This is a genomic window from Streptomyces sp. NPDC018610, assembly GCF_044391765.1.
Taxonomy (GTDB): Bacteria; Actinomycetota; Actinomycetes; order Streptomycetales; family Streptomycetaceae; genus Streptomyces.
Genome location: NZ_JBISAL010000003.1, coordinates 59,461 through 77,937, shown reverse-complemented (window position 1 = coordinate 77,937; position 18,477 = coordinate 59,461). Strand labels below are relative to the sequence as shown.

Below are 18,477 nucleotides of genomic sequence, written 5' to 3'. Positions count from 1 at the left end.
CGGACCGATCCGGGACCCGCTTCCGCCACCGGCCCAGCCGCCTCATCGCCCAAACGTCCCGCAGGTCCATACGTCCCGCAGGCCCATCCGTCCCGCAGGCCCATCCGCCCCGCTCGGGCGCATGCGCCCCGCTTAGGGGCGTGCCCGAAGGGCGGACGGCCGGCCGTCAGTCCCCGGCCTGCTGGAACGCCGTCACCGATGCGTCCGGGTGAGCGGCGTCCTTCTTGCCCTGCACCGGGCCGTAGGACCATTTGAAGCTCTGGGTGTCCGAGGCCCCGGGCAGCGCGATCCTGAGCGAGGTCGCGGCCAGGCTCTTCGCGTCGCCCGCCCCGCCCCGCACGTAGGTGAGGGTGAACGACGCGGTGTCCCCCTTGGCGAGGGTCAGCTTCTGCGGCTGCCCCGCCCGGTCGGCCGGCACGGTGGCCGTGCCGCTCGCGGCGGCGAGGGTGATGCCCGGGAAGCCCTCCAGGGTGCACTGGGCGCCCTTGTTGGTGAGCGTGACCGGGACGTTGCCCGTGTCCCCGGCGGCGGGGGCGGCGTTGGCGGGGCCGACCTGGAGGCCGACCTCGCCGATCCGGCAGGCCGTGCCGTCGGTGTTCTTGCTCCCGGTGTCGCTGCCGCCGCCGTCGCTGCCGCCGCTGTCGCAGCCGGTCAGGAGGAGGGCCGCGGCGAGGGCGGGGACGGTGATCGCAATGGCGCGCATGAGGTGGTTCCTTGGGTCGTGACGATGCTCAAGGATCATCACGTACGAGCGTGGGGCGCGGTTGCCCGCCCCGCCACCGGACTCCGGGAACGCTCAGGAGCCGAGACTCGCCGTGGGCAGCCCCGACGGTAGCGCCCCGCCCTCCGCCCGTGTGTACGTCTCCTCGCCCAGACCACCCTCCCAGGTAATGCGGAGTGTGGTCTTGTTGACGGAGCCCACCGTGCCCGTCGTACGGGCCTCGCACCGGGCGAGGCGGATCACGTGCTCGCCGCCCCGCTCGGCCGCGCTCCCGCCGCAGGCGGTCCGGTCGGTCGAGAAGAGCGCCGCTGCCGCTGTCACAGGCGACCAGCGCGAGCGCGCCGATCAGGCTCCCCACCGTGACCCGGACCGCCCGGCCCGCGGCCGTCGCCCGCGCCGTACCCGTCACGCTCGTCGCCCTCGTCACTGGTGACCCAACTCCCCCTGCCGGAACCGGTCGACCGCGCTGCGGCCGGTACGACCGCAGCAAGTCACCAGTGGTCATCCCCGCCCGGGTCGCTTCCAGGCACCACGCCGTCACACCGCCCCGGCGTCCCTCCGCGCCTCCGGCCCAGGCTCCTGCGCCCCCGCCCGGGCCGTCCGCGAAGCCCCGCCCTCGAAGTCCCACCTCCCGAAACCCGCCCCGGAAGTCTCACCTCCCGAAATCCCCGCCCCCGAATCCGGCCCCCGTATCCCCGCCTCGAGGAACGCCTCCGGAGCCCGCTTCCGGCACCCGCTTCCGGAAACCGCTTCCCGTCGCCCGCCTCCCTCTCCGCCCCTCCCCGAACGCGCCGCTCCGGAACTCCTAGGCCCGCACCGGAACAGGTGAGGGGCCGCTTGCGTCTCTTCCTAGTGCACGCGTAGGCGCGGGCTCCGCCGAGGCATGATCCGCGAGTCGGGGGGCAAGCGCTGGAAACGGCTTCGGTAAAGGGCTCGTCAAAGCTGTAACCGCCGAAACACTCCGCGTGCACGTGCATCTGCTCATGCAGGTGCACTTGAACAGAGCTATGATCCGGATCAGTTGACCGATGCATCAATGGCCACACCAGCCAGTGCACCACCGGGGAGCGACCTGTGAACCACGACGTCGAGGGCGTGTACGGGGAGTGCGACGTGCACAACGGCATGGCTGCCACGCTGCTGCACGGGGTGGCCTGGCAGAAGAGCAGACACAGCAACTCGCAGGGCTCCTGCGTGGAGTTCGCGCGGCTGCCGGGCGGTGAGGTGGCGGTGCGGAACTCGCGGTTCCCCGACGGGCCCGCGCTCGTCTACACGCGCGCGGAGATCGAGGCGATGCTGTTGGGCGTGAAGGACGGAGAGTTCGACCATCTCGTCGTGGGCTGACGGGCGCCGACCGCTCGCGCACGTTCGGTGAACGGTCCGGGACGGATCGTGACGCGCGTAGATCCGTGACGCGCGAAAGTGCGGCGGTCCGTCAGTCGGCGGGCCGCAGCCGGAACAGCGCCCAGACGACCTTGCCGCCCAGTGCACCGGCCAACGGATGCCAGCCCCAGCTGTCGCTGAAGGAGTCCACGAGGAAGAGGCCCCGGCCCGACTCGGCGGCGAAGTCCTCCGTGCCGTCGCGGGCGACCGGGCTCTCCTGGCTGGGGTCCCGTACGGCGCACACGAGCCGCTCGGTCCAGTGCATCAGGTGCAGCCGCACCGCCGGCCCCGTCTCGCACGTCCGTCGGCCCGACGCGGTCGGCAGCGCGTGCCGCAGGGCGTTGGTGACGAGTTCGGAGACCACCAGGCAGACGTCGTCGAAGCGGTCGCCCAGTTCCCACTCGTCGAGTGTTCCGCGGGTGAACCGCCGGGCCTCGCGCACGGCCTCGTACCGCGCAGGCAGGGCGCAGGAGGCGGCTTCGGACACGGCCGCGGGGTCGAGTGGGGGAAGGCCCTGCCGTAACGGCTGGAGCATGGTCGATCCATTCGTCCCCATGCGAGGCACTCCCGATAATCCGCGGTCGTTGCGATGCAGCGGTGGTGCGGCACCATGGTTTCGGATGCGCACAGCAGATGCAAGGGCAGATGCACGTGCACGCGACCGAATTGGACCTTCCCGTACCGCTTGCTGGTCATTTTTTCCGCCATCCTCATGTCCGTCACATGCCTCCTTCTTGCCGTGTGGGGACGGTTTCCGCGATCTCTTTCCGTTTCCGTAATCGGGCGAGTACTGCTCGAAGTGATTTAGTGGCAGACTGCGGCCCTTAAGACGGTTGGGGAGGCTGGCGAACGTGAGCGCGGGAGAGCCCGGATCGGTGGTGCGGCGGATGCTGCTCGGCTCGCAACTCAGGCGACTGCGGGAATCGCGGGGGATCACGCGGGAGGCGGCGGGGTACTCGATCCGTGCCTCGGAGTCGAAGATCAGCCGGATGGAGCTGGGCCGGGTGAGCTTCAAGACCCGAGACGTGGAAGACCTGTTGACCCTGTACGGCATCACGGACGACGCGGAGCGCACCTCGCTCCTCTCGCTCGCCAAGGAGGCCAACGTCGCGGGCTGGTGGCACAGTTACTCCGACGTCCTGCCCAGCTGGTTCCCCACGTACGTGGGACTGGAGGGCGCGGCGTCGCTGATCCGTGTCTACGAGGTGCAGTTCGTGCACGGGCTGCTGCAGACCGAGGCGTACGCCCGCGCGGTGGTCCGGCGCGGCATGCGGGGCGCGAGCGAGGCCGACGTGGAGCGGCGGGTGGCGCTGCGCCTGGAGCGGCAGAAGTGCCTCGTCGCCGAGAACGCCCCGGACCTGCACATCGTCCTGGACGAGGCCGCCCTGCGCCGCCCCTACGGCGACCGCGAGGTGATGCGCGGCCAGCTCCAGCACCTGATCGAGATCTCCGAGCGGCCCAACGTGCGGCTGCAGGTCATGCCGTTCAGCTTCGGCGGTCACGCCGGCGAGTCCGGCGCCTTCACGATCCTCAGCTTCCCGGAGTCCGACCTCTCGGACGTCGTCTACCTGGAGCAGCTGACCAGCGCCCTCTACCTGGACAAGGCCGAGGACGTCGCCCAGTACGAGAAGGCCCTCGAGGAGCTCCAGTACGACAGCCCCGGGCCCGACGAGAGCCGTGACGTGCTGCGCGGCCTCCTCCAGCTCTCCTGACGACCCCGCCGACCCCGCCGAGGGACCGTACGCCCCTTGGTCATCGCCTCTCAACTCCCGTCACACGCGCGTACGATGACGTTCCATCAGACAGCGCGAGCCTGGGATTCGAGGGATCACCATGTCGTCCTACTTCACCGACCTGGCCCAGCAGTACATCGACGGCGAGTGGCGCCCCGGCACCGGATCCTGGGACATCATCGACTTCAACCCGTACGACGGCGAGAAGCTGGCCTCGATCACCATAGCCACGACCGACGAGGTCGATCAGGCCTACCGGAGCGCCGCCCGGGCCCAGAAGCAGTGGGCCGCGACCAACCCCTACGCCCGCCGCACGGTGTTCGAGAGGGCGCTGCGCCTGGTCGAGGAGCGCGAGCAGGAGATCACCGAGGTGATCGTCGCCGAGCTGGGCGGCACCCACCTCAAGGCCGCCTTCGAGCTGCATCTGGTCAAGGAGTTCCTGCGCGAGTCGGTCCACCTGGCACTGGCCCCGGAGGGGAAGATCCTGCCCTCCCCGGCCGACGGCAAGGAGAACCGCGTCTACCGCGTCCCGGTCGGCGTCGTGGGCGTCATCAGCCCCTTCAACTTCCCCTTCCTGCTGTCCGTCAAGTCGGTCGCCCCGGCGCTCGCGCTCGGCAACGGCGTGGTGCTCAAGCCGCACCAGAACACGCCGATCGCCGGCGGCTCCCTGGTGGCGAAGATCTTCGAGGACGCGGGGTTGCCGGGCGGTCTGCTGAACGTCGTCATCACGGACATCGCCGAGATCGGCGACGCCTTCATCGAGCACCCCGTGCCCAAGGTCATCTCCTTCACCGGCTCCGACACGGTCGGCCGGCACGTCGCCACCGTCTGCGCGGCCCACTTCAAGCGCTCGGTGCTGGAGCTCGGCGGCAACAGCGCGATCGTGGTCCTGGACGACGCCGACGTGGACTACGCGGTCGACGCGGCCGTCTTCAGCCGCTACGTCCACCAGGGCCAGGTCTGCATGGCCGCCAACCGGGTCCTGGTCGACCGCTCCGTCGCCGAGGAGTTCACCGAGAAGTTCGTCGCCAAGGTGCGGACGCTGAAGGCCGGTGACCCGCGCGACCCTCAGACGGTCATCGGGCCGGTGATCAACTCCACCCAGGCGAACGCGCTCTCGGGCGTCGTGGAGCAGGCGATCGCCGAGGGCGCCACGGCACTGCTGCGCGGCGCCGTCACCGACAACCTGGTGGAGCCGTCCGTGCTCACGGGCGTGCCCGCCGACTCCGCGCTGCTGAGGCAGGAGGTCTTCGGACCCGTGGCCTTCCTCGTCCCGTTCGACGGCGAGGAGGAGGCGGTCCGCATCGTCAACGACACCCCGTACGGCCTCAGCGGCGCCGTGCACACGGCGGACGTCGAGCGCGGCGTCGCCTTCGCCAAGCGGATCGACGCCGGCATGTTCCACGTGAACGACGGCACCGTCCACGACGAGCCGCTCGTCCCCTTCGGCGGGGAGAAGCACTCCGGCATCGGCCGGCTGAACGGCGAGACGACCGTGGACGCCTTCACCACGGTCAAGTGGATCTCCGTGCAGCACGGCCGCAGCGGGTTCCCCTTCTAGACCCCTCGATCACGTCACCAGACCCCTCGGTCACGGGCCTGTCGGAGGCCTGCGGATCCTCCCGCAGGCCTCCGACAGGCCTTTCGGCGTCGGACTCCGGCCCTTTCGGGCCCTCTCCGCCTGGGACTCCGGCGCCCATTCGGGACCCTCCGGTTCCGGACCCTCCGGGTGGTCGGGAGGGTGAGGGGCCTGGGCCTTCGGGGACGCGCGCCGTCCCGGATCTCCTCCGTTTCCCTCCGTGTCACGGACCCTTGCGGACAGAACCTGACCGCAAGGGTCCGTACCGTCGTAGATGTCGGACAAGAGGTCACCAACACGACGGAAGGCGGGGCCGGACATGGTCACTCACGTGGGAGCCGAGGAGCGGGGCGACGAGCGCGGAGCGCTGCTGGCGTTCCTGGAGGAGCAGCGCGGCGGCATCCGGCGCACGCTGCTCGGGCTGACCGAGGAGCAGGCCCGGTCCTGTCCGAGCGCGAGCGAGCTGTCCCTGGGCGGGCTGCTCAAGCACGCCGCGGAAGGCGAGCAGGGCTGGCTGGCGCGGGCGAAGCAGGAGCCGCCGGCGGTCAGGCGCGACGAGTCGAACTGGCACGAGTGCTTCCGGCTCGACGAGAACGAGACGGTCGCCGAGTACCTGGCGTACTGGGAGAAGGTCGCCGCCGAGACGGAGGCGTACGTACGCTCGGTGCCGAGCCTCGACGACACCTTCCCGCTGCCGAACGACCCCTGGTTCCCGCCCGACGAGCGCGTCTCCGTGCGCTGGCTGTGCCTGCACCTGATCCGGGAGACCGCCCGGCACGCGGGCCACGCCGACATCATCCGCGAGTCGTTGGACGGGAAGACGGCGTTCGAGCTGGTGGCCATGGAACAGCGGGGCTGAGCCCCGGCGACGGCCGGAAGACCGGGGCGACGGGGGAGCGTCGCCCCCGGAGGACGGCCGGCGGCGACGGCGGCTTGCACCTCACGTGGCGTGAGGGCCGACCGTGGAGGCCCACCGAGAAGGGAGCGGAAGGTGAGCTATTCCGTCGGACAGGTCGCCGGATTCGCCGGGGTGACGGTGCGCACGCTGCACCACTACGACGACATCGGCCTGCTCGTCCCGGGCGGGCGCAGCCACGCGGGGCACCGGCGCTACGCCGACGCCGACCTCGACCGGCTGCAGCGGATCCTGTTCTACCGGGAGCTCGGCTTCCCGCTCGAGGAGGTCGCGGCGCTGCTCGACGACCCGGCCGCGGACCCGCGCGCGCACCTGCGCCGGCAGCACGAACTGCTGACCGCCCGGATCGACGAGCTGCGGAAGATGGCCGCGGCCGTGGAGCAGGCCATGGAGGCACGCAGGATGGGCATCAACCTCACGCCCGAGGAGCGGTTCGAGGTCTTCGGGGACAAGGACCCGGAGCAGTACGCCGAGGAGACCGAGCGGCGCTGGGGTGGCACCTACAGCCACGCCGAGTCGCAGCGCCGGGTCGCCCGCTACACCAAGGAGGACTGGAAGCGGATCCAGGCCGAGGTCGCCGCCTGGGGCGAGGCGTACGCGGCCCTGATGGAGGCGGGGGAGGAGCCGACCTCCCCGGAGGCCGTGCGCCTGGCCGAGGCGCACCGGCAGCACATCAGCAAGTGGTTCTTCGAGTGCCACGTGAAGATCCACCAGGGTCTGGCGGAGATGTACGTCACCGACCCGCGCTTCCGCGAGTTCTACGAGTCCATGCACCCGGGCCTCCCCGAGCACCTGAAGGAGGCGATCGGCGCGAACGCCGCCCGCCTGCGGGGATGACGTCGGAGCGACGGTAAGGGGCGCCGTCCCTCGGCGAGCGCCCCTTACGATTCCCAAGGCTCACAGGGTGTACCCGGCCGGCGCACAGCGCTTCCCTTCGGACCTGGTGGAACCTGGGCTCCGCATCATCCGTTGATACGTTGTGCGGCAGTACCAACCACGGGGGCCGTAGCGCCGCCGTCCTTCCTCACCCCCTCAGGAGCCCGGTACCGTGACGACGCTCGCCCTCGGCCCGAGCTGGCTGGATCCGAACCACCTTCTCGACACCTTCGGCATCTGGGGCCTGCTCCTCGTCGTCTTCGCCGAGTCGGGCCTGCTCATCGGCTTCTTCCTGCCCGGCGACTCCCTGCTGTTCACGTGCGGTCTGCTGATCACCTCGCATCAGATGGACTTCCCGCTGTGGGCCGCGATCGTTCTGATCTGCATCGCCGCCGTCCTCGGCGACCAGGCCGGCTACATGTTCGGCAGGAAGGTCGGCCCGTCCCTCTTCAACCGTCCGGACTCCCGCCTGTTCAAGCAGGAGAACGTCACCAAGGCGCACGAGTTCTTCGAGCAGTACGGCCCCAAGTCCCTGGTCCTCGCCCGCTTCGTCCCGGTCGTGCGCACGTTCACGCCGATCATCGCGGGCGTCAGCGGCATGAAGTACCGCTCGTTCCTGGTCTTCAACCTCATCGGCGGCGTCCTGTGGGGCGCGGGCGTGACCCTGCTCGGCTCGTGGCTGGGCAACATCGCCTTCGTCAAGGACAACATCGAGGCCATCCTGATCCTGGTCGTCCTGGTGTCGGTGGTGCCGATCGGCATCGAGTTCCTCAGGGCCCGTTCCAAGGCGAAGAAGGAGCCGCAGGCTCCCGCCCGGGACGAGGAGCCGGCCCTCGCACAGCAGTCGCCGTACGGGCAGCAGGCGTACGGGCAGCCGGTCGCGGACGACGCGACGACCCGCCTGCGCCGTATCGACCCGGCCCACCCGGCCGCCGGCGGCGCCCGGCAGCAGCCGCCTGGCCAGCCGTACGGCGACCAGGACGCCCCGCAGGGCCGGCAGCAGTACGGCCACCAGCAGCAGAACCAGCCCCGGCACCACGGCGAGCGGTACGGCCACCAGCAGCAGCACCCCCAGCACCAGTCACCGCAGCATCAGCAGCCCTACGGGCACCAGCAGCAGCCGTACGCCCACCAGCCCCAGCAGCAGCCGTACCCGCCGCAGCACCACCAGCAGCCCTACGCCGGTCAGCAGCCCTACGGCGACGAGCAGCCCTACGGCGACGAGCAGTCCTACGGCGACGAGCAGCGCTACGCCGGTCAGCACCCGTACGCCGACCAGCAGCCCTACGCCGACCAGCAGGGCGAGTACGACCCGGACCGGCGCCGGCCGGACCCGCGGAACCAGGGCTACTACCGCGCCCCCTGAGAGACCCCAGGGAACCCGCGCCGGGGCGGGCCGGGGCTCAGAAGCCCCTGGTCCGCTTGGCGGCCCGGCGCTTGCCGGCGGAGCCGATCCGCAGGAAGAGCCGCGAGATCTCCGAGCCCAGGTTCACGCCGATCGCGATGGCCATGGCGAGGGACACCGCCTTGGCCAGCGACACGAGCCCCTTGTCGACGTTGTTCTGCGCGATCGCCAGCAGACCGAAGTACGTCGCCGAGCCCGGCAGCAGCGGACCGATCGCGGCGGTCGTGTAGGGCAGCGCGGAGACGAACCGGTAGCGGGACATGAGCTGCCCGAACAGGCCCACCAGCCCCGCGGCGACCGCCGTGGAGGCCACCGGCGAGATGTCGCCGACCAGGTGCATCGCGCCGTACACCACCCAGGCGACCCCGCCGTTGAGCGTGACCCACAGGACGGTGGACCGCTCCTGCTGGAGCAGCACGGCGAAGGTCAGCGACAGCAGCATCGAGGCGACGATCTGGAGCACCGGCCGCTCGCTGCCGATCAGCGCCGCGTCCGGGTTGAGCTGGGCGCCCAGCTTCACCCCGAAGTACAGGACCAGCAGGACGCCCGTCACGATGCCGACGAAGAAGTACATGACCTCCAGCAGGCGCGCGGAGGCGGTGATGTAGAAACCGGTCAGCCCGTCCTGCACGCCCGCCACCAGGGCCCGCCCGGGCAGCAGCGCGAAGAGACCACCGGTGATGACCGCGGACGCCTTCACGTCGACGTCCGCCACCGTGAGCGCCACGCCGATCGCGGCCGGGGGCATCGCGGCCACCGTGAACTGGTAGAACTCCGGCAGCCCGCGCCCCGCGCACAGCCACGCCAGCCGGTCGCCGAGCATCGCGCCGACCGCCGCCGCCGCGAAGACGAGCAGGCCGCCGCCGACGAGCAAGGAGGCCGCGCCCGCCAGCAGCCCGGCGGCGCCGGTCAGCGCCCAGCCGGGGTAGGGGTGGCGGTTGCGGCGGATCTCCGCCAGCCGCCGGTAGGCCTCCTCCAGGGAGACGTGGGTCTCGGGGTCGCTCAGGTCGTCGACGAGCCGGTAGACGGCCGCCAGGCGCGTGTAGTCGGTGCCGCGGCGGCGCACCACGCGGGTGGCGGAGACCGGGTCGTCCACCAGGGACGGCTGGTAGGAGACCGAGAGCAGAGTGAAGGTGACGTTCGGCTCGCAGCGGTCCAGGCCGTAGGAGCGGCACACCGCGAACATCGCGGTCTCCACGTCCTCGGCGCCCTCGCCGCCGGCGAGCAGCAGCTCGCCGATGCGCAGGGTCAGGTCGAGGACGCGCGGGACGGCCGGGCCGCCCTCCTCCGCCTTCTGCACGTGTTCGGGCGCGGGCCGCTCGGTGGCCGGCATGCGCAGCATCGTGCGCATGCGGTCCTGCCAGGGGATGTCCTTGGTCAGGCTGACCGCCGGAGTGCCGTTCGGCGGGGTGAAGGCCGCCGGCGCCTGCCGGGCGGTGTAGGTGCTCGGCGGGGTGAACGCCGACCCCTCGGGCTCGGCGACCGGCGGCTCGGGGACGCCCAGGCCGTTCGGGAGGGCGAACTCCGAGGTGGTCTCGGACTCGCTGCCCGCCTTGGGCGCCGCCAGGCCCTCGGGGAGGGCGAACTCCGACGTCGTGGACGACTCGTTGTCGACCGCGGGGCCCGTCTGGGTCGCCGCGGCCGTCTTCGGCACCGGGATCACCTGCGTCACCGACGAGGTCGACGGAGGCTTGAAGGCGCTCCTCGCCTCGTCCGACTGCGGTTTGCGGTCCTCCGCATCCGTCACTGGGCAACGCTCCCTGAACGACACCTTCCGTATGCCTCAGTATGCGCGGGAAGGGCCACCGGCATGCCGAAGGGCCGCGTCCTTCCCGAAGGGAGTACGCGGCCCGCGGGCGTCGTACGGTCAGTGACCGCCCTGCTCCTGGAAGCGCTTGCGGGAACGCTCGATCTCCGCCTCGGCGTCGGTGCGGCCGACCCAGTTGGCGCCCTCGACCGACTTGCCGGGCTCCAGGTCCTTGTAGACCTCGAAGAAGTGCTGGATCTCCAGGCGGTCGAACTCCGACACGTGGTGGATGTCGCGCAGGTGCTCCACCCGCGGGTCGGACGCCGGCACGCACAGCAGCTTGTCGTCGCCGCCGGCCTCGTCCGTCATCCGGAACATGCCGATGGCGCGGCACTTGATGAGGCAGCCCGGGAAGGTCGGCTCATCCAGGATGACCAGCGCGTCCAGCGGGTCGCCGTCCTCGCCGAGGGTGTCCTCGACGAAGCCGTAGTCGGCCGGGTAGCTGGTCGAAGTGAAGAGTCGACGGTCAAGGCGGATACGACCGGTCTCGTGGTCCACCTCGTACTTGTTCCGCGAACCCTTCGGAATCTCGATCGTGACGTCGAACTCCACCGGTGGCTCCTCCATGATCAGCACATAGTTCTGGTGATTAAGTGTCCCTCACGCAGGTGTGTGATCGCGAAAGGGGCTGGTCGTCGTGCCGGAGCTGAGGGGCTGGCAGGCCGCGAGGCCGCGTCTGGCACGTCTGGCGCGGTCCGCACGACCGCGCGTCGCGCGGGCGGCACGGTCCGCGCGTCCGCTGGTCGCACGACTCGCCGGGCGCACCGGATCACGGTCGGCCCGGCCGGGGAACTGGTGGTACACCGCCGGCGCCGCCACCGCCGGGCTGGCACTGGCCGCCGGTGTGGTGACCGCCGCCGGCCCCTGGGACTCCACCGGTCAGCGTACGGCCGAGCGGGAGCGGGCAGCCGCCCTGGAGCACGCGGGTGGCACAGATCACGGCCGCGGTTCCGATACGTCCGCTACGTCCACCGCCCGGGCGGACGGACCGGCGCCGGCGCCCAGCGCCGCCGCGGTGCTGGAAGGCCTCGACGGCACCGGTCCGAAGGTCCGGTCGGCCTCCGGCACGACGTCGCTCGCCGACGTCCTGGACCCGCTGCTGGCCGACCGCGCCCTCGGCGCCCGCCACTCCGCCGCGGTCGTCGACGTCGCCGACGGCCGCACCCTCTACGACCGGGGCGCCGGCCAGGGGCTCACCCCCGCCTCCATCACCAAGATCGCCACCGCGGTGGCCGTCCTGTCCGCCCTCGGCCCCGACCACCGCCTCACCACCCGCGCGGCGCTGGAGCCCGGCACCCGAAGACTCGTCCTGGTCGGCGGCGGCGACCCCACGCTCACCGCCCGTGCGGACGCGCGGGGCTGGGCCTCCCTGCGCACCCTCGCCGACACCACGGCGAAGGCCTTGGCCGGGCGCGGCCTGCGCGAGGTGACGCTGTCGTACGACACCACCCTGTACGCCGGGTCCGACCTGCACCCCATCGGCGTCAACGAGAACGTGGCCCGGGTCACCGCGCTGACTGCCGACGAGGGCCGCACCGACGACTCGTCCAGCGGCCCGGCGCCGCGGGTGGAGGACCCGGCGGCGGACGCCGCCCGCGCCTTCGGCCGCTTCCTGGCCGGCCACGGCATCAAGGTCTCCGACCCCGGCCCCGCCAAGGCGACCGGACGCGCCGACACGCTCGCGAGCGTGTCCTCGCCCCCGCTGTCCGACGTGGTCGAACGCATGCTCACCAACAGCGACAACGACATCGCCGAGGGCCTGGCCCGGCAGACGGCCGCGGCGACGGGCCGGCGCACCGACTTCACCGGCGGCGCGCAGGCGATCACCGCGCAGCTGGGGAAGCTCGGACTGCCCCTCGCGGGCTCCGCGTTCCACGACGGCAGCGGCCTGGACCGCGCCGACCGGCTCACCGCGACCCTGCTGACGGCCCTGCTGCGCACCGCCGCCGACCCCCACCGCCCCGAACTGCGCGCGGTCCTCACCGGCCTGCCGGTGGCCGGCTTCACCGGCACCCTCGCCGACCGCTACGCCGGGGACGGCGCGGCCGGGATCGTACGGGCCAAGACGGGCACCCTCACCGGCGTGAACACCCTGGCGGGCACCGCCGTCGACCGTGACGGCCGCCTCCTGGCCTTCGCCTTCCTGACCGACGGCACCACGGACCCCCAGGCGGCCCAGTCGGCCCTGGACCGGACGGCGACGGCGCTGGCGGCCTGCGGCTGCCGCTAGGACGCCCTCCCGGCGGAAACCTTTCCGCCGGGGGCCCGCCCCGTGGGCGGGCGGCACCGCTTCCCACGCCCGCGCTGTCGGGCGGGCGTCGCGCCGGACGGAACGGGCGGGCGCGGCCCACGACCCGGGCGACCGCACGAGCGGCGCCGGCCGGGCTGCGTCCCGAGCGACCGTCCGAGCGGCGCCGGCCGCCGCCTGCGCTCAAGCGACCGCACGAGCACCGACGGCCGCCGCCTGCGCCCCGGCCGCCGCCTGCGCCCCGGGCGGCGGCAAGGGGGCGTACCGGCCGACGACCGCCCCCGCGGCGGCGTAGCCCACCCGCGCACCACCGTCACGGCCTGCCCCGAGCGGCGGCGCTCACGTACCGTTGACGCATGACGAGCATCGGTGGTGCCGCAAGTCCCGGGATGGTCGACTGGAATCTCGCGGTGGCGACCGCGACCCGGCTGGTCAGGCCGGGCCCCGAGGTGAGCCGGGACGAGGCCCGGGCGGTCGTCGCGGAGCTGCGCCGGCACGCCAAGGTCTCCGAGGAGCACGTCCGGGCCTTCACCCGACTGGGCACGGAGGAGACCCACGACACGCCTGTCCTCGTGGTCGACCGCCCGGGCTGGGTGAGGGCGAACGTCGCCGGGTTCCGGGAACTCCTCAAACCGCTGCTGGACAAGATGCAGGAGCGGCGCGGCAGCGGCCCCGGCAACGCGGTCCTCGGCGCCGTCGGCGGCAAGGTCACCGGCGTGGAGCTCGGCATGCTGCTGTCCTTCCTCGCCTCCCGCGTCCTCGGCCAGTACGAGACCTTCGCCCCGGCCGGCCGGGAGCTGCCCGCGGGGCTGAGCGGCGGCGGACGGCTGCTGCTCGTCGCCCCGAACATCGTCCATGTGGAACGCGAACTCGACGTCCAGCCCCACGACTTCCGCCTGTGGGTGTGCCTGCACGAGGAGACGCACCGCACGCAGTTCACCGCGGTGCCCTGGCTGCGCGACCACCTCGAGGGCGAAATCCAGTCTTTCCTGTCGGAGACCGACGTCGACCCCACGGCGTTCCTGGAGCGGGTGCGGGACGCCGCCCAGTCGCTGGTCGGCGGGCGCCCCGAGGGCGAGGAGGACGACGGCGGCCGGTCCCTGGTCGAGCTGGTGCAGACCCCCGCCCAGCGGGAGATCCTCGGCCGGCTCACCGCTGTCATGTCGCTGCTGGAGGGCCACGCCGACTACGTGATGGACGGCGTCGGACCCGACGTCGTGCCGACGGTGGCGGAGATCCGCGAGAAGTTCCAGCAGCGTCGCGCCAAGGGCGCCTCCCGGCTCGACAGCGCCCTGCGCAAGCTGCTCGGCCTGGACGCCAAGCTGCGGCAGTACCGGGACGGCGAGCGGTTCGTCCGCGCCGTCGTCGACCAGGTCGGCATGGACGGGTTCAACCGCGTGTGGACCTCCCCGAACACCCTCCCCACCAAGGCGGAGATCGCCAAACCGGCGGACTGGGTCGCGCGGGTGCACCGCAGGGCCGAGTGAGGAACTCGTGTACGGACGGGGCGAACCGAATCCGGCCGACGGCAGGCGAACGCCCCTCCAATCACCCGTCCGAGGGACCGTAGGCAATGGGTAGGCGTGCAATGCTCGGGGAACGGCCCGTTTCTGTCACCATCGACACACTCTGAGTGACCGATCTCGGGCTCACCCCCCGAAAAACTCCGTGAAGGGAACCGGACATGGGTCCCCATCCTGCGGTCGCGGCGATACGCCTGGCGGTACGCCGCGTCCTGAACGACATCCTCGACGAGCAGACCGCGCCCGACGCCGGGCCGCCCCGCCCGCGGACCGCGCACCTCGTGCGGCCCGCCCACGGCGCCCGGACACGGCACGCCGCACCCGGCCCGCGCGCCGCACAGCCACCCGGGCGTTCCCCGCTCGGCATGCCCGCCCCCGGCCGCACCCGGGAGAACACCCCCTGCCCCGCGCCCGGCCCGCGGCTCCACGACGAGCGTTCGCCGTCCCCGCTCGTGCTGGTCGCCTGCTCCGGCGGGGCCGACTCCATGGCACTCGCCTCCGCCCTCGCCTTCGAGGCCCCCAAGCTCGGCATCCGGGCCGGCGGCGTCACGGTCGACCACGGACTGCAGGCCGGCTCCGACCTCAGGGCCGGCGAGGTCGCCCAGCGGCTGCGCGAACTCGGCCTGGACCCGGTCGACGCCGTCGCCGTCGCCGTGGGCCGCGAGGGCGGGCCGGAAGCCGCCGCCCGCGACGCCCGCTACGCCGCCCTGGACGCCGCGGCCGAACACCACGGCGCCGCCGCGATCCTCCTGGGCCACACCCGCGACGACCAGGCCGAGACCGTGCTGCTGGGCCTCGCCCGCGGGTCCGGCATCCGCTCCCTGTCCGGAATGGCCGCGGTCTCGGGGGCCGGCGGCCGTTATCGGCGCCCGTTCCTGCACATCGACCGCCAGACCGCCCGCAAGGCCTGCATGGTCCAGTCCCTGCCCGTCTGGGACGACCCGCACAACGCCGACCCCGCCTACACCCGCTCGCGGCTACGGCACGAGGGCCTGCCTGCCCTGGAGAAGGCCCTCGGCAAGGGCGTCGTCGAGGCCCTCGCCCGCACCGCCCAGCTCTCCCGCGACGACGCCGACGCCCTGGACGCCTGGGCCGGGCAGGCCGACGCCGCCGTCCGGGACGACGCCGGCCGGCTGGAGTGCGCCAAACTGTCCGCCCTGCCGCCCGCGGTGCGCCGCCGCGTGCTGCGCCGCGCCGCCATCGACGCCGGCGCCCCGGCCGGTTCCCTGTTCGCCCGCCACATCGAGGAAGTCGACCGGCTGATCACCGGTTGGCGCGGTCAGGGAGCCATCAATCTCCCGGGCAGGGTCGTCGCCCAGCGGCAGGGTGGCAGACTGGTGATTCGGCAAGGCTGAATCCTTCCTCTCCAGGGAGGCGCCGGTTCCCCCCTCGGGGGAGGTACCGGACGGCCGGTCTCCCCGGAGGGGAGGGCCGGAACAGCCGGTGGCACGACCGACCGAAAGTGATGCGGGTGGACGCGAAAGACATGGGTGCCGACCTTCAGCGGGTGCTCATCACCAAGGAAGAGATCGACGCGAAGCTGGCGGAGCTGGCCGCGAAGATCGACGCGGAGTACGCGGGCAAGGACCTGCTGATCGTCGGTGTCCTCAAGGGCGCCGTCATGGTCATGGCCGACCTGGCCCGGGCGCTGTCCACCCCCGTCACCATGGACTGGATGGCCGTGTCGTCCTACGGCGCGGGCACCCAGTCCTCCGGCGTCGTGCGGATCCTCAAGGACCTCGACACCGACATCAAGGGCAGGCACGTCCTGATCGTCGAGGACATCATCGACTCCGGGCTGACCCTGTCCTGGCTGATCTCCAACCTCGGCTCCCGCGAGCCCGCCTCCCTCAAGGTGTGCACGCTGCTGCGCAAGCCGGACGCCGCGAAGGTCGCCATCGACGTGGAGTGGGTCGGCTTCGACATCCCCAACGAGTTCGTCGTCGGCTACGGCCTGGACTACGCCGAGAAGTACCGCAACCTGCCGTTCGTCGGTACGCTCGCCCCCCACGTCTACGGCGGCTGACCGCCGGGGGCCCGAGCCCCGTACGTAGATCGGGAACCCCGGCGGTCTCGGAGCCGTTGGAGCATGCAGACGGGGACGCCGGCTCTCCCGTGCGGCTTCGAGCCACGATGCTGGGGTACCGTCAGAAGAACTGTCTTATCAAACTCACTATGGCAGGAGGGACGGGGCGGAACCGCTCCGTATGGATGGACGTGAAGCGATACTTCCGTGGGCCGGTCATGTGGATCGTGCTGGCCGTCCTTGCCGTGGTCGTGTTGATGCAAGTCGTCGGCTCGTCCGGCGGCTACAAGACGGTGGACACAGGCCAGGTCGTAGCGGCGATCAATGACAACCGGGTCCAGCAGGCCAAGCTGACCACCGGCGACGAGCAGACCGTCAAGGTCGAGCTCAAGGACGGCCAGAAGGTCGAAGGCAGCTCGAAGATCCAGGCGAGCTACATCGGCGACCAGGGCGTCGACATCGCCAACATTCTGCAGACCAAGTACCAGGACAAGCAGATCCCGAAGGGCTACACGGTCTCGCCGACCAAGCAGAACGCCTTCGTGGGCGTCCTGCTCTCCCTGCTGCCCTTCGTCCTCATCGTCGTCGTCTTCCTGTTCCTGATGAACCAGATGCAGGGCGGCGGCTCCCGGGTCATGAACTTCGGGAAGTCCAAGGCCAAGCTCATCACCAAGGACACCCCGAAGACGACGTTCTCGGACGTCGCGGGCGCGGACGAGGCCGTCGAGGAACTCCACGAGATCAAGGAGTTCCTGCAGGAGCCGGCCAAGTTCCAGGCCGTCGGCGCCAAGATCCCCAAGGGCGTGCTGCTCTACGGCCCGCCCGGCACCGGCAAGACCCTGCTCGCGCGTGCCGTCGCGGGCGAGGCGGGCGTGCCGTTCTACTCGATCTCCGGTTCCGACTTCGTCGAGATGTTCGTCGGCGTCGGCGCCTCCCGGGTCCGCGACCTGTTCGAGCAGGCCAAGGCGAACGCCCCGGCGATCGTCTTCGTCGACGAGATCGACGCGGTCGGCCGCCACCGCGGCGCCGGCCTCGGCGGTGGTCACGACGAGCGCGAGCAGACGCTGAACCAACTGCTCGTCGAGATGGACGGCTTCGACGTGAAGGGCGGCGTCATCCTGATCGCCGCCACCAACCGCCCGGACATCCTCGACCCCGCGCTGCTGCGTCCGGGCCGCTTCGACCGCCAGATCGCGGTCGACCGCCCCGACATGCAGGGCCGCCTGGAGATCCTCAAGGTCCACCAGAAGGGCAAGCCGGTCGCGCCCGACGTCGACCTGTCCGCCGTCGCCCGCCGCACCCCCGGCTTCACCGGCGCCGATCTGTCCAACGTCCTGAACGAGGCCGCGCTGCTCACGGCCCGCAGCGACCAGAAGCTGATCGACAACAAGATGCTGGACGAGGCGATCGACCGTGTGGTCGCGGGCCCGCAGAAGCGGACCCGGATCATGTCGGACAAGGAGAAGAAGATCACCGCGTACCACGAGGGCGGTCACGCCCTGGTCGCGGCGGCCTCGCCGAACTCCGACCCGGTCCACAAGATCACGATCCTGTCCCGGGGCCGTGCCCTCGGCTACACGATGGTGCTCCCGGACGAGGACAAGTACTCGACCACGCGCAACGAGATGCTCGACCAGCTCGCCTACATGCTGGGCGGCCGGGCGGCCGAGGAACTGGTCTTCCACGACCCGACCACGGGCGCCGCGAACGACATCGAGAAGGCCACCTCCACGGCCCGCGCGATGGTCACGCAGTACGGCATGACCGAGCGTCTCGGCGCCATCAAGTTCGGCGGCGACAACACCGAGCCGTTCCTCGGCCGTGAGATGGCCCACCAGCGCGACTACTCGGAAGAGGTCGCCGCCCTGGTGGACGAGGAAGTCAAGAAGCTCATCGAGAACGCGCACAACGAGGCCTGGGAGATCCTGGTCGAGAACCGCGACGTCCTCGACAACCTCGTCCTGGCGCTCCTGGAGAAGGAGACCCTGGGCAAGGAGGAGATCGCGGAGATCTTCGCGCCGATCGTGAAGCGCCCGCCGCGGCCCGCGTGGACCGGCTCCTCGCGCCGCACCCCCTCCACCCGCCCGCCGGTCCTCTCCCCCAAGGAGCTGGCCCTGACCAACGGGGCGAACGGCGCGACGGCGTCGATCAGCACCGTGAAGTCGACGGCGACGGAGCCCGCCCCGGCCACGGAGCAGGCGCCGGAGGACCGTCCGGAGAGCTGACCGGAGCATCGGAGCCCCCTGCGGCCCCGGAATGG

Annotated in this window: 16 protein-coding genes; 11 read left to right on the top strand and 5 right to left on the bottom strand. The window is 71.7% G+C overall.

What is annotated here, in order from left to right:
* Positions 1-166 precede the first annotated feature (166 nt).
* Together ACH5A8_RS09900 and ACH5A8_RS09895 are read right to left on the bottom strand one after the other, a co-directional pair.
* Positions 167-703, bottom strand: coding sequence for a DUF4232 domain-containing protein (locus ACH5A8_RS09900; protein ID WP_398999950.1), 537 nt, complete (start codon positions 701-703; stop codon positions 167-169).
* Positions 704-796: 93 nt separating this feature from the next.
* Entirely contained in the window at positions 797-1,042 is a 246-nt protein-coding gene (locus ACH5A8_RS09895) for a hypothetical protein (RefSeq protein WP_398999948.1), read from the bottom strand.
* Between the two features lie 753 nt (positions 1,043-1,795).
* Here ACH5A8_RS09895 and ACH5A8_RS09890 point away from each other — a divergent pair.
* Positions 1,796-2,065 (top strand): DUF397 domain-containing protein, encoded by a 270-nt coding sequence (locus tag ACH5A8_RS09890; protein WP_398999946.1) that lies wholly within the window; start codon positions 1,796-1,798, stop codon positions 2,063-2,065.
* Positions 2,066-2,156: 91 nt separating this feature from the next.
* Here ACH5A8_RS09890 and ACH5A8_RS09885 read toward each other — a convergent pair whose 3' ends face one another.
* A complete protein-coding gene (locus tag ACH5A8_RS09885; protein ID WP_398999944.1) occupies positions 2,157-2,639 on the bottom strand; it encodes an ATP-binding protein in 483 nt (160 codons plus the stop codon).
* A gap of 352 nt (positions 2,640-2,991) precedes the next feature.
* Between ACH5A8_RS09885 and ACH5A8_RS09880 the strand changes: the two genes are divergently transcribed.
* The 5 genes from ACH5A8_RS09880 to ACH5A8_RS09860 all read left to right on the top strand — a co-directional run bounded on the left by ACH5A8_RS09880 (position 2,992) and on the right by ACH5A8_RS09860 (position 8,574).
* The gene (locus ACH5A8_RS09880) at positions 2,992-3,816 is read left to right on the top strand and encodes a helix-turn-helix domain-containing protein (RefSeq protein ID WP_399000645.1); all 825 of its coding nucleotides are present in this window, start codon (positions 2,992-2,994) and stop codon (positions 3,814-3,816) included.
* Positions 3,817-3,937: 121 nt separating this feature from the next.
* A complete protein-coding gene (locus ACH5A8_RS09875; protein WP_398999942.1) occupies positions 3,938-5,398 on the top strand; it encodes an aldehyde dehydrogenase family protein in 1,461 nt (486 codons plus the stop codon).
* Positions 5,399-5,735: 337 nt separating this feature from the next.
* Entirely contained in the window at positions 5,736-6,275 is a 540-nt protein-coding gene (locus tag ACH5A8_RS09870) for a DinB family protein (RefSeq protein WP_398999940.1), read from the top strand.
* A gap of 132 nt (positions 6,276-6,407) precedes the next feature.
* On the top strand, positions 6,408-7,169 hold the full coding sequence (locus ACH5A8_RS09865) for a MerR family transcriptional regulator (RefSeq protein WP_398999938.1): 762 nt from the start codon (positions 6,408-6,410) through the stop codon (positions 7,167-7,169).
* A 211-nt stretch (positions 7,170-7,380) separates the two neighbouring features.
* Positions 7,381-8,574, top strand: coding sequence for a VTT domain-containing protein (locus tag ACH5A8_RS09860; protein WP_398999936.1), 1,194 nt, complete (start codon positions 7,381-7,383; stop codon positions 8,572-8,574).
* 37 nt (positions 8,575-8,611) lie between these two features.
* Here ACH5A8_RS09860 and ACH5A8_RS09855 read toward each other — a convergent pair whose 3' ends face one another.
* Together ACH5A8_RS09855 and ACH5A8_RS09850 are read right to left on the bottom strand one after the other, a co-directional pair.
* Positions 8,612-10,360: a threonine/serine exporter family protein gene (locus ACH5A8_RS09855; protein ID WP_398999934.1), complete on the bottom strand. Its 1,749-nt coding sequence runs from the start codon at positions 10,358-10,360 to the stop codon at positions 8,612-8,614.
* A gap of 120 nt (positions 10,361-10,480) precedes the next feature.
* Complete coding sequence (locus ACH5A8_RS09850; RefSeq protein WP_176152061.1) at positions 10,481-10,972, bottom strand: inorganic diphosphatase; 492 nt, start codon at positions 10,970-10,972, stop codon at positions 10,481-10,483.
* 94 nt (positions 10,973-11,066) lie between these two features.
* On the opposite strand from ACH5A8_RS09850, the gene dacB reads away from it, so the two are divergent.
* The 5 genes from dacB (at position 11,067) to ftsH (ending at position 18,442) form a co-directional block, all read left to right on the top strand.
* Positions 11,067-12,650, top strand: coding sequence for a D-alanyl-D-alanine carboxypeptidase/D-alanyl-D-alanine-endopeptidase (dacB, locus tag ACH5A8_RS09845; protein ID WP_399000641.1), 1,584 nt, complete (start codon positions 11,067-11,069; stop codon positions 12,648-12,650).
* Positions 12,651-13,024: 374 nt separating this feature from the next.
* Positions 13,025-14,155: a zinc-dependent metalloprotease gene (locus tag ACH5A8_RS09840; RefSeq protein ID WP_398999932.1), complete on the top strand. Its 1,131-nt coding sequence runs from the start codon at positions 13,025-13,027 to the stop codon at positions 14,153-14,155.
* A gap of 197 nt (positions 14,156-14,352) precedes the next feature.
* Positions 14,353-15,546 (top strand): tRNA lysidine(34) synthetase TilS, encoded by a 1,194-nt coding sequence (gene tilS, locus ACH5A8_RS09835; protein WP_398999930.1) that lies wholly within the window; start codon positions 14,353-14,355, stop codon positions 15,544-15,546.
* Between the two features lie 110 nt (positions 15,547-15,656).
* Positions 15,657-16,217 (top strand): hypoxanthine phosphoribosyltransferase, encoded by a 561-nt coding sequence (hpt, locus tag ACH5A8_RS09830; RefSeq protein WP_396318762.1) that lies wholly within the window; start codon positions 15,657-15,659, stop codon positions 16,215-16,217.
* 185 nt (positions 16,218-16,402) lie between these two features.
* Complete coding sequence (gene ftsH, locus ACH5A8_RS09825) at positions 16,403-18,442, top strand: ATP-dependent zinc metalloprotease FtsH (RefSeq protein ID WP_398999928.1); 2,040 nt, start codon at positions 16,403-16,405, stop codon at positions 18,440-18,442.
* Positions 18,443-18,477: the final 35 nt, after the last annotated feature.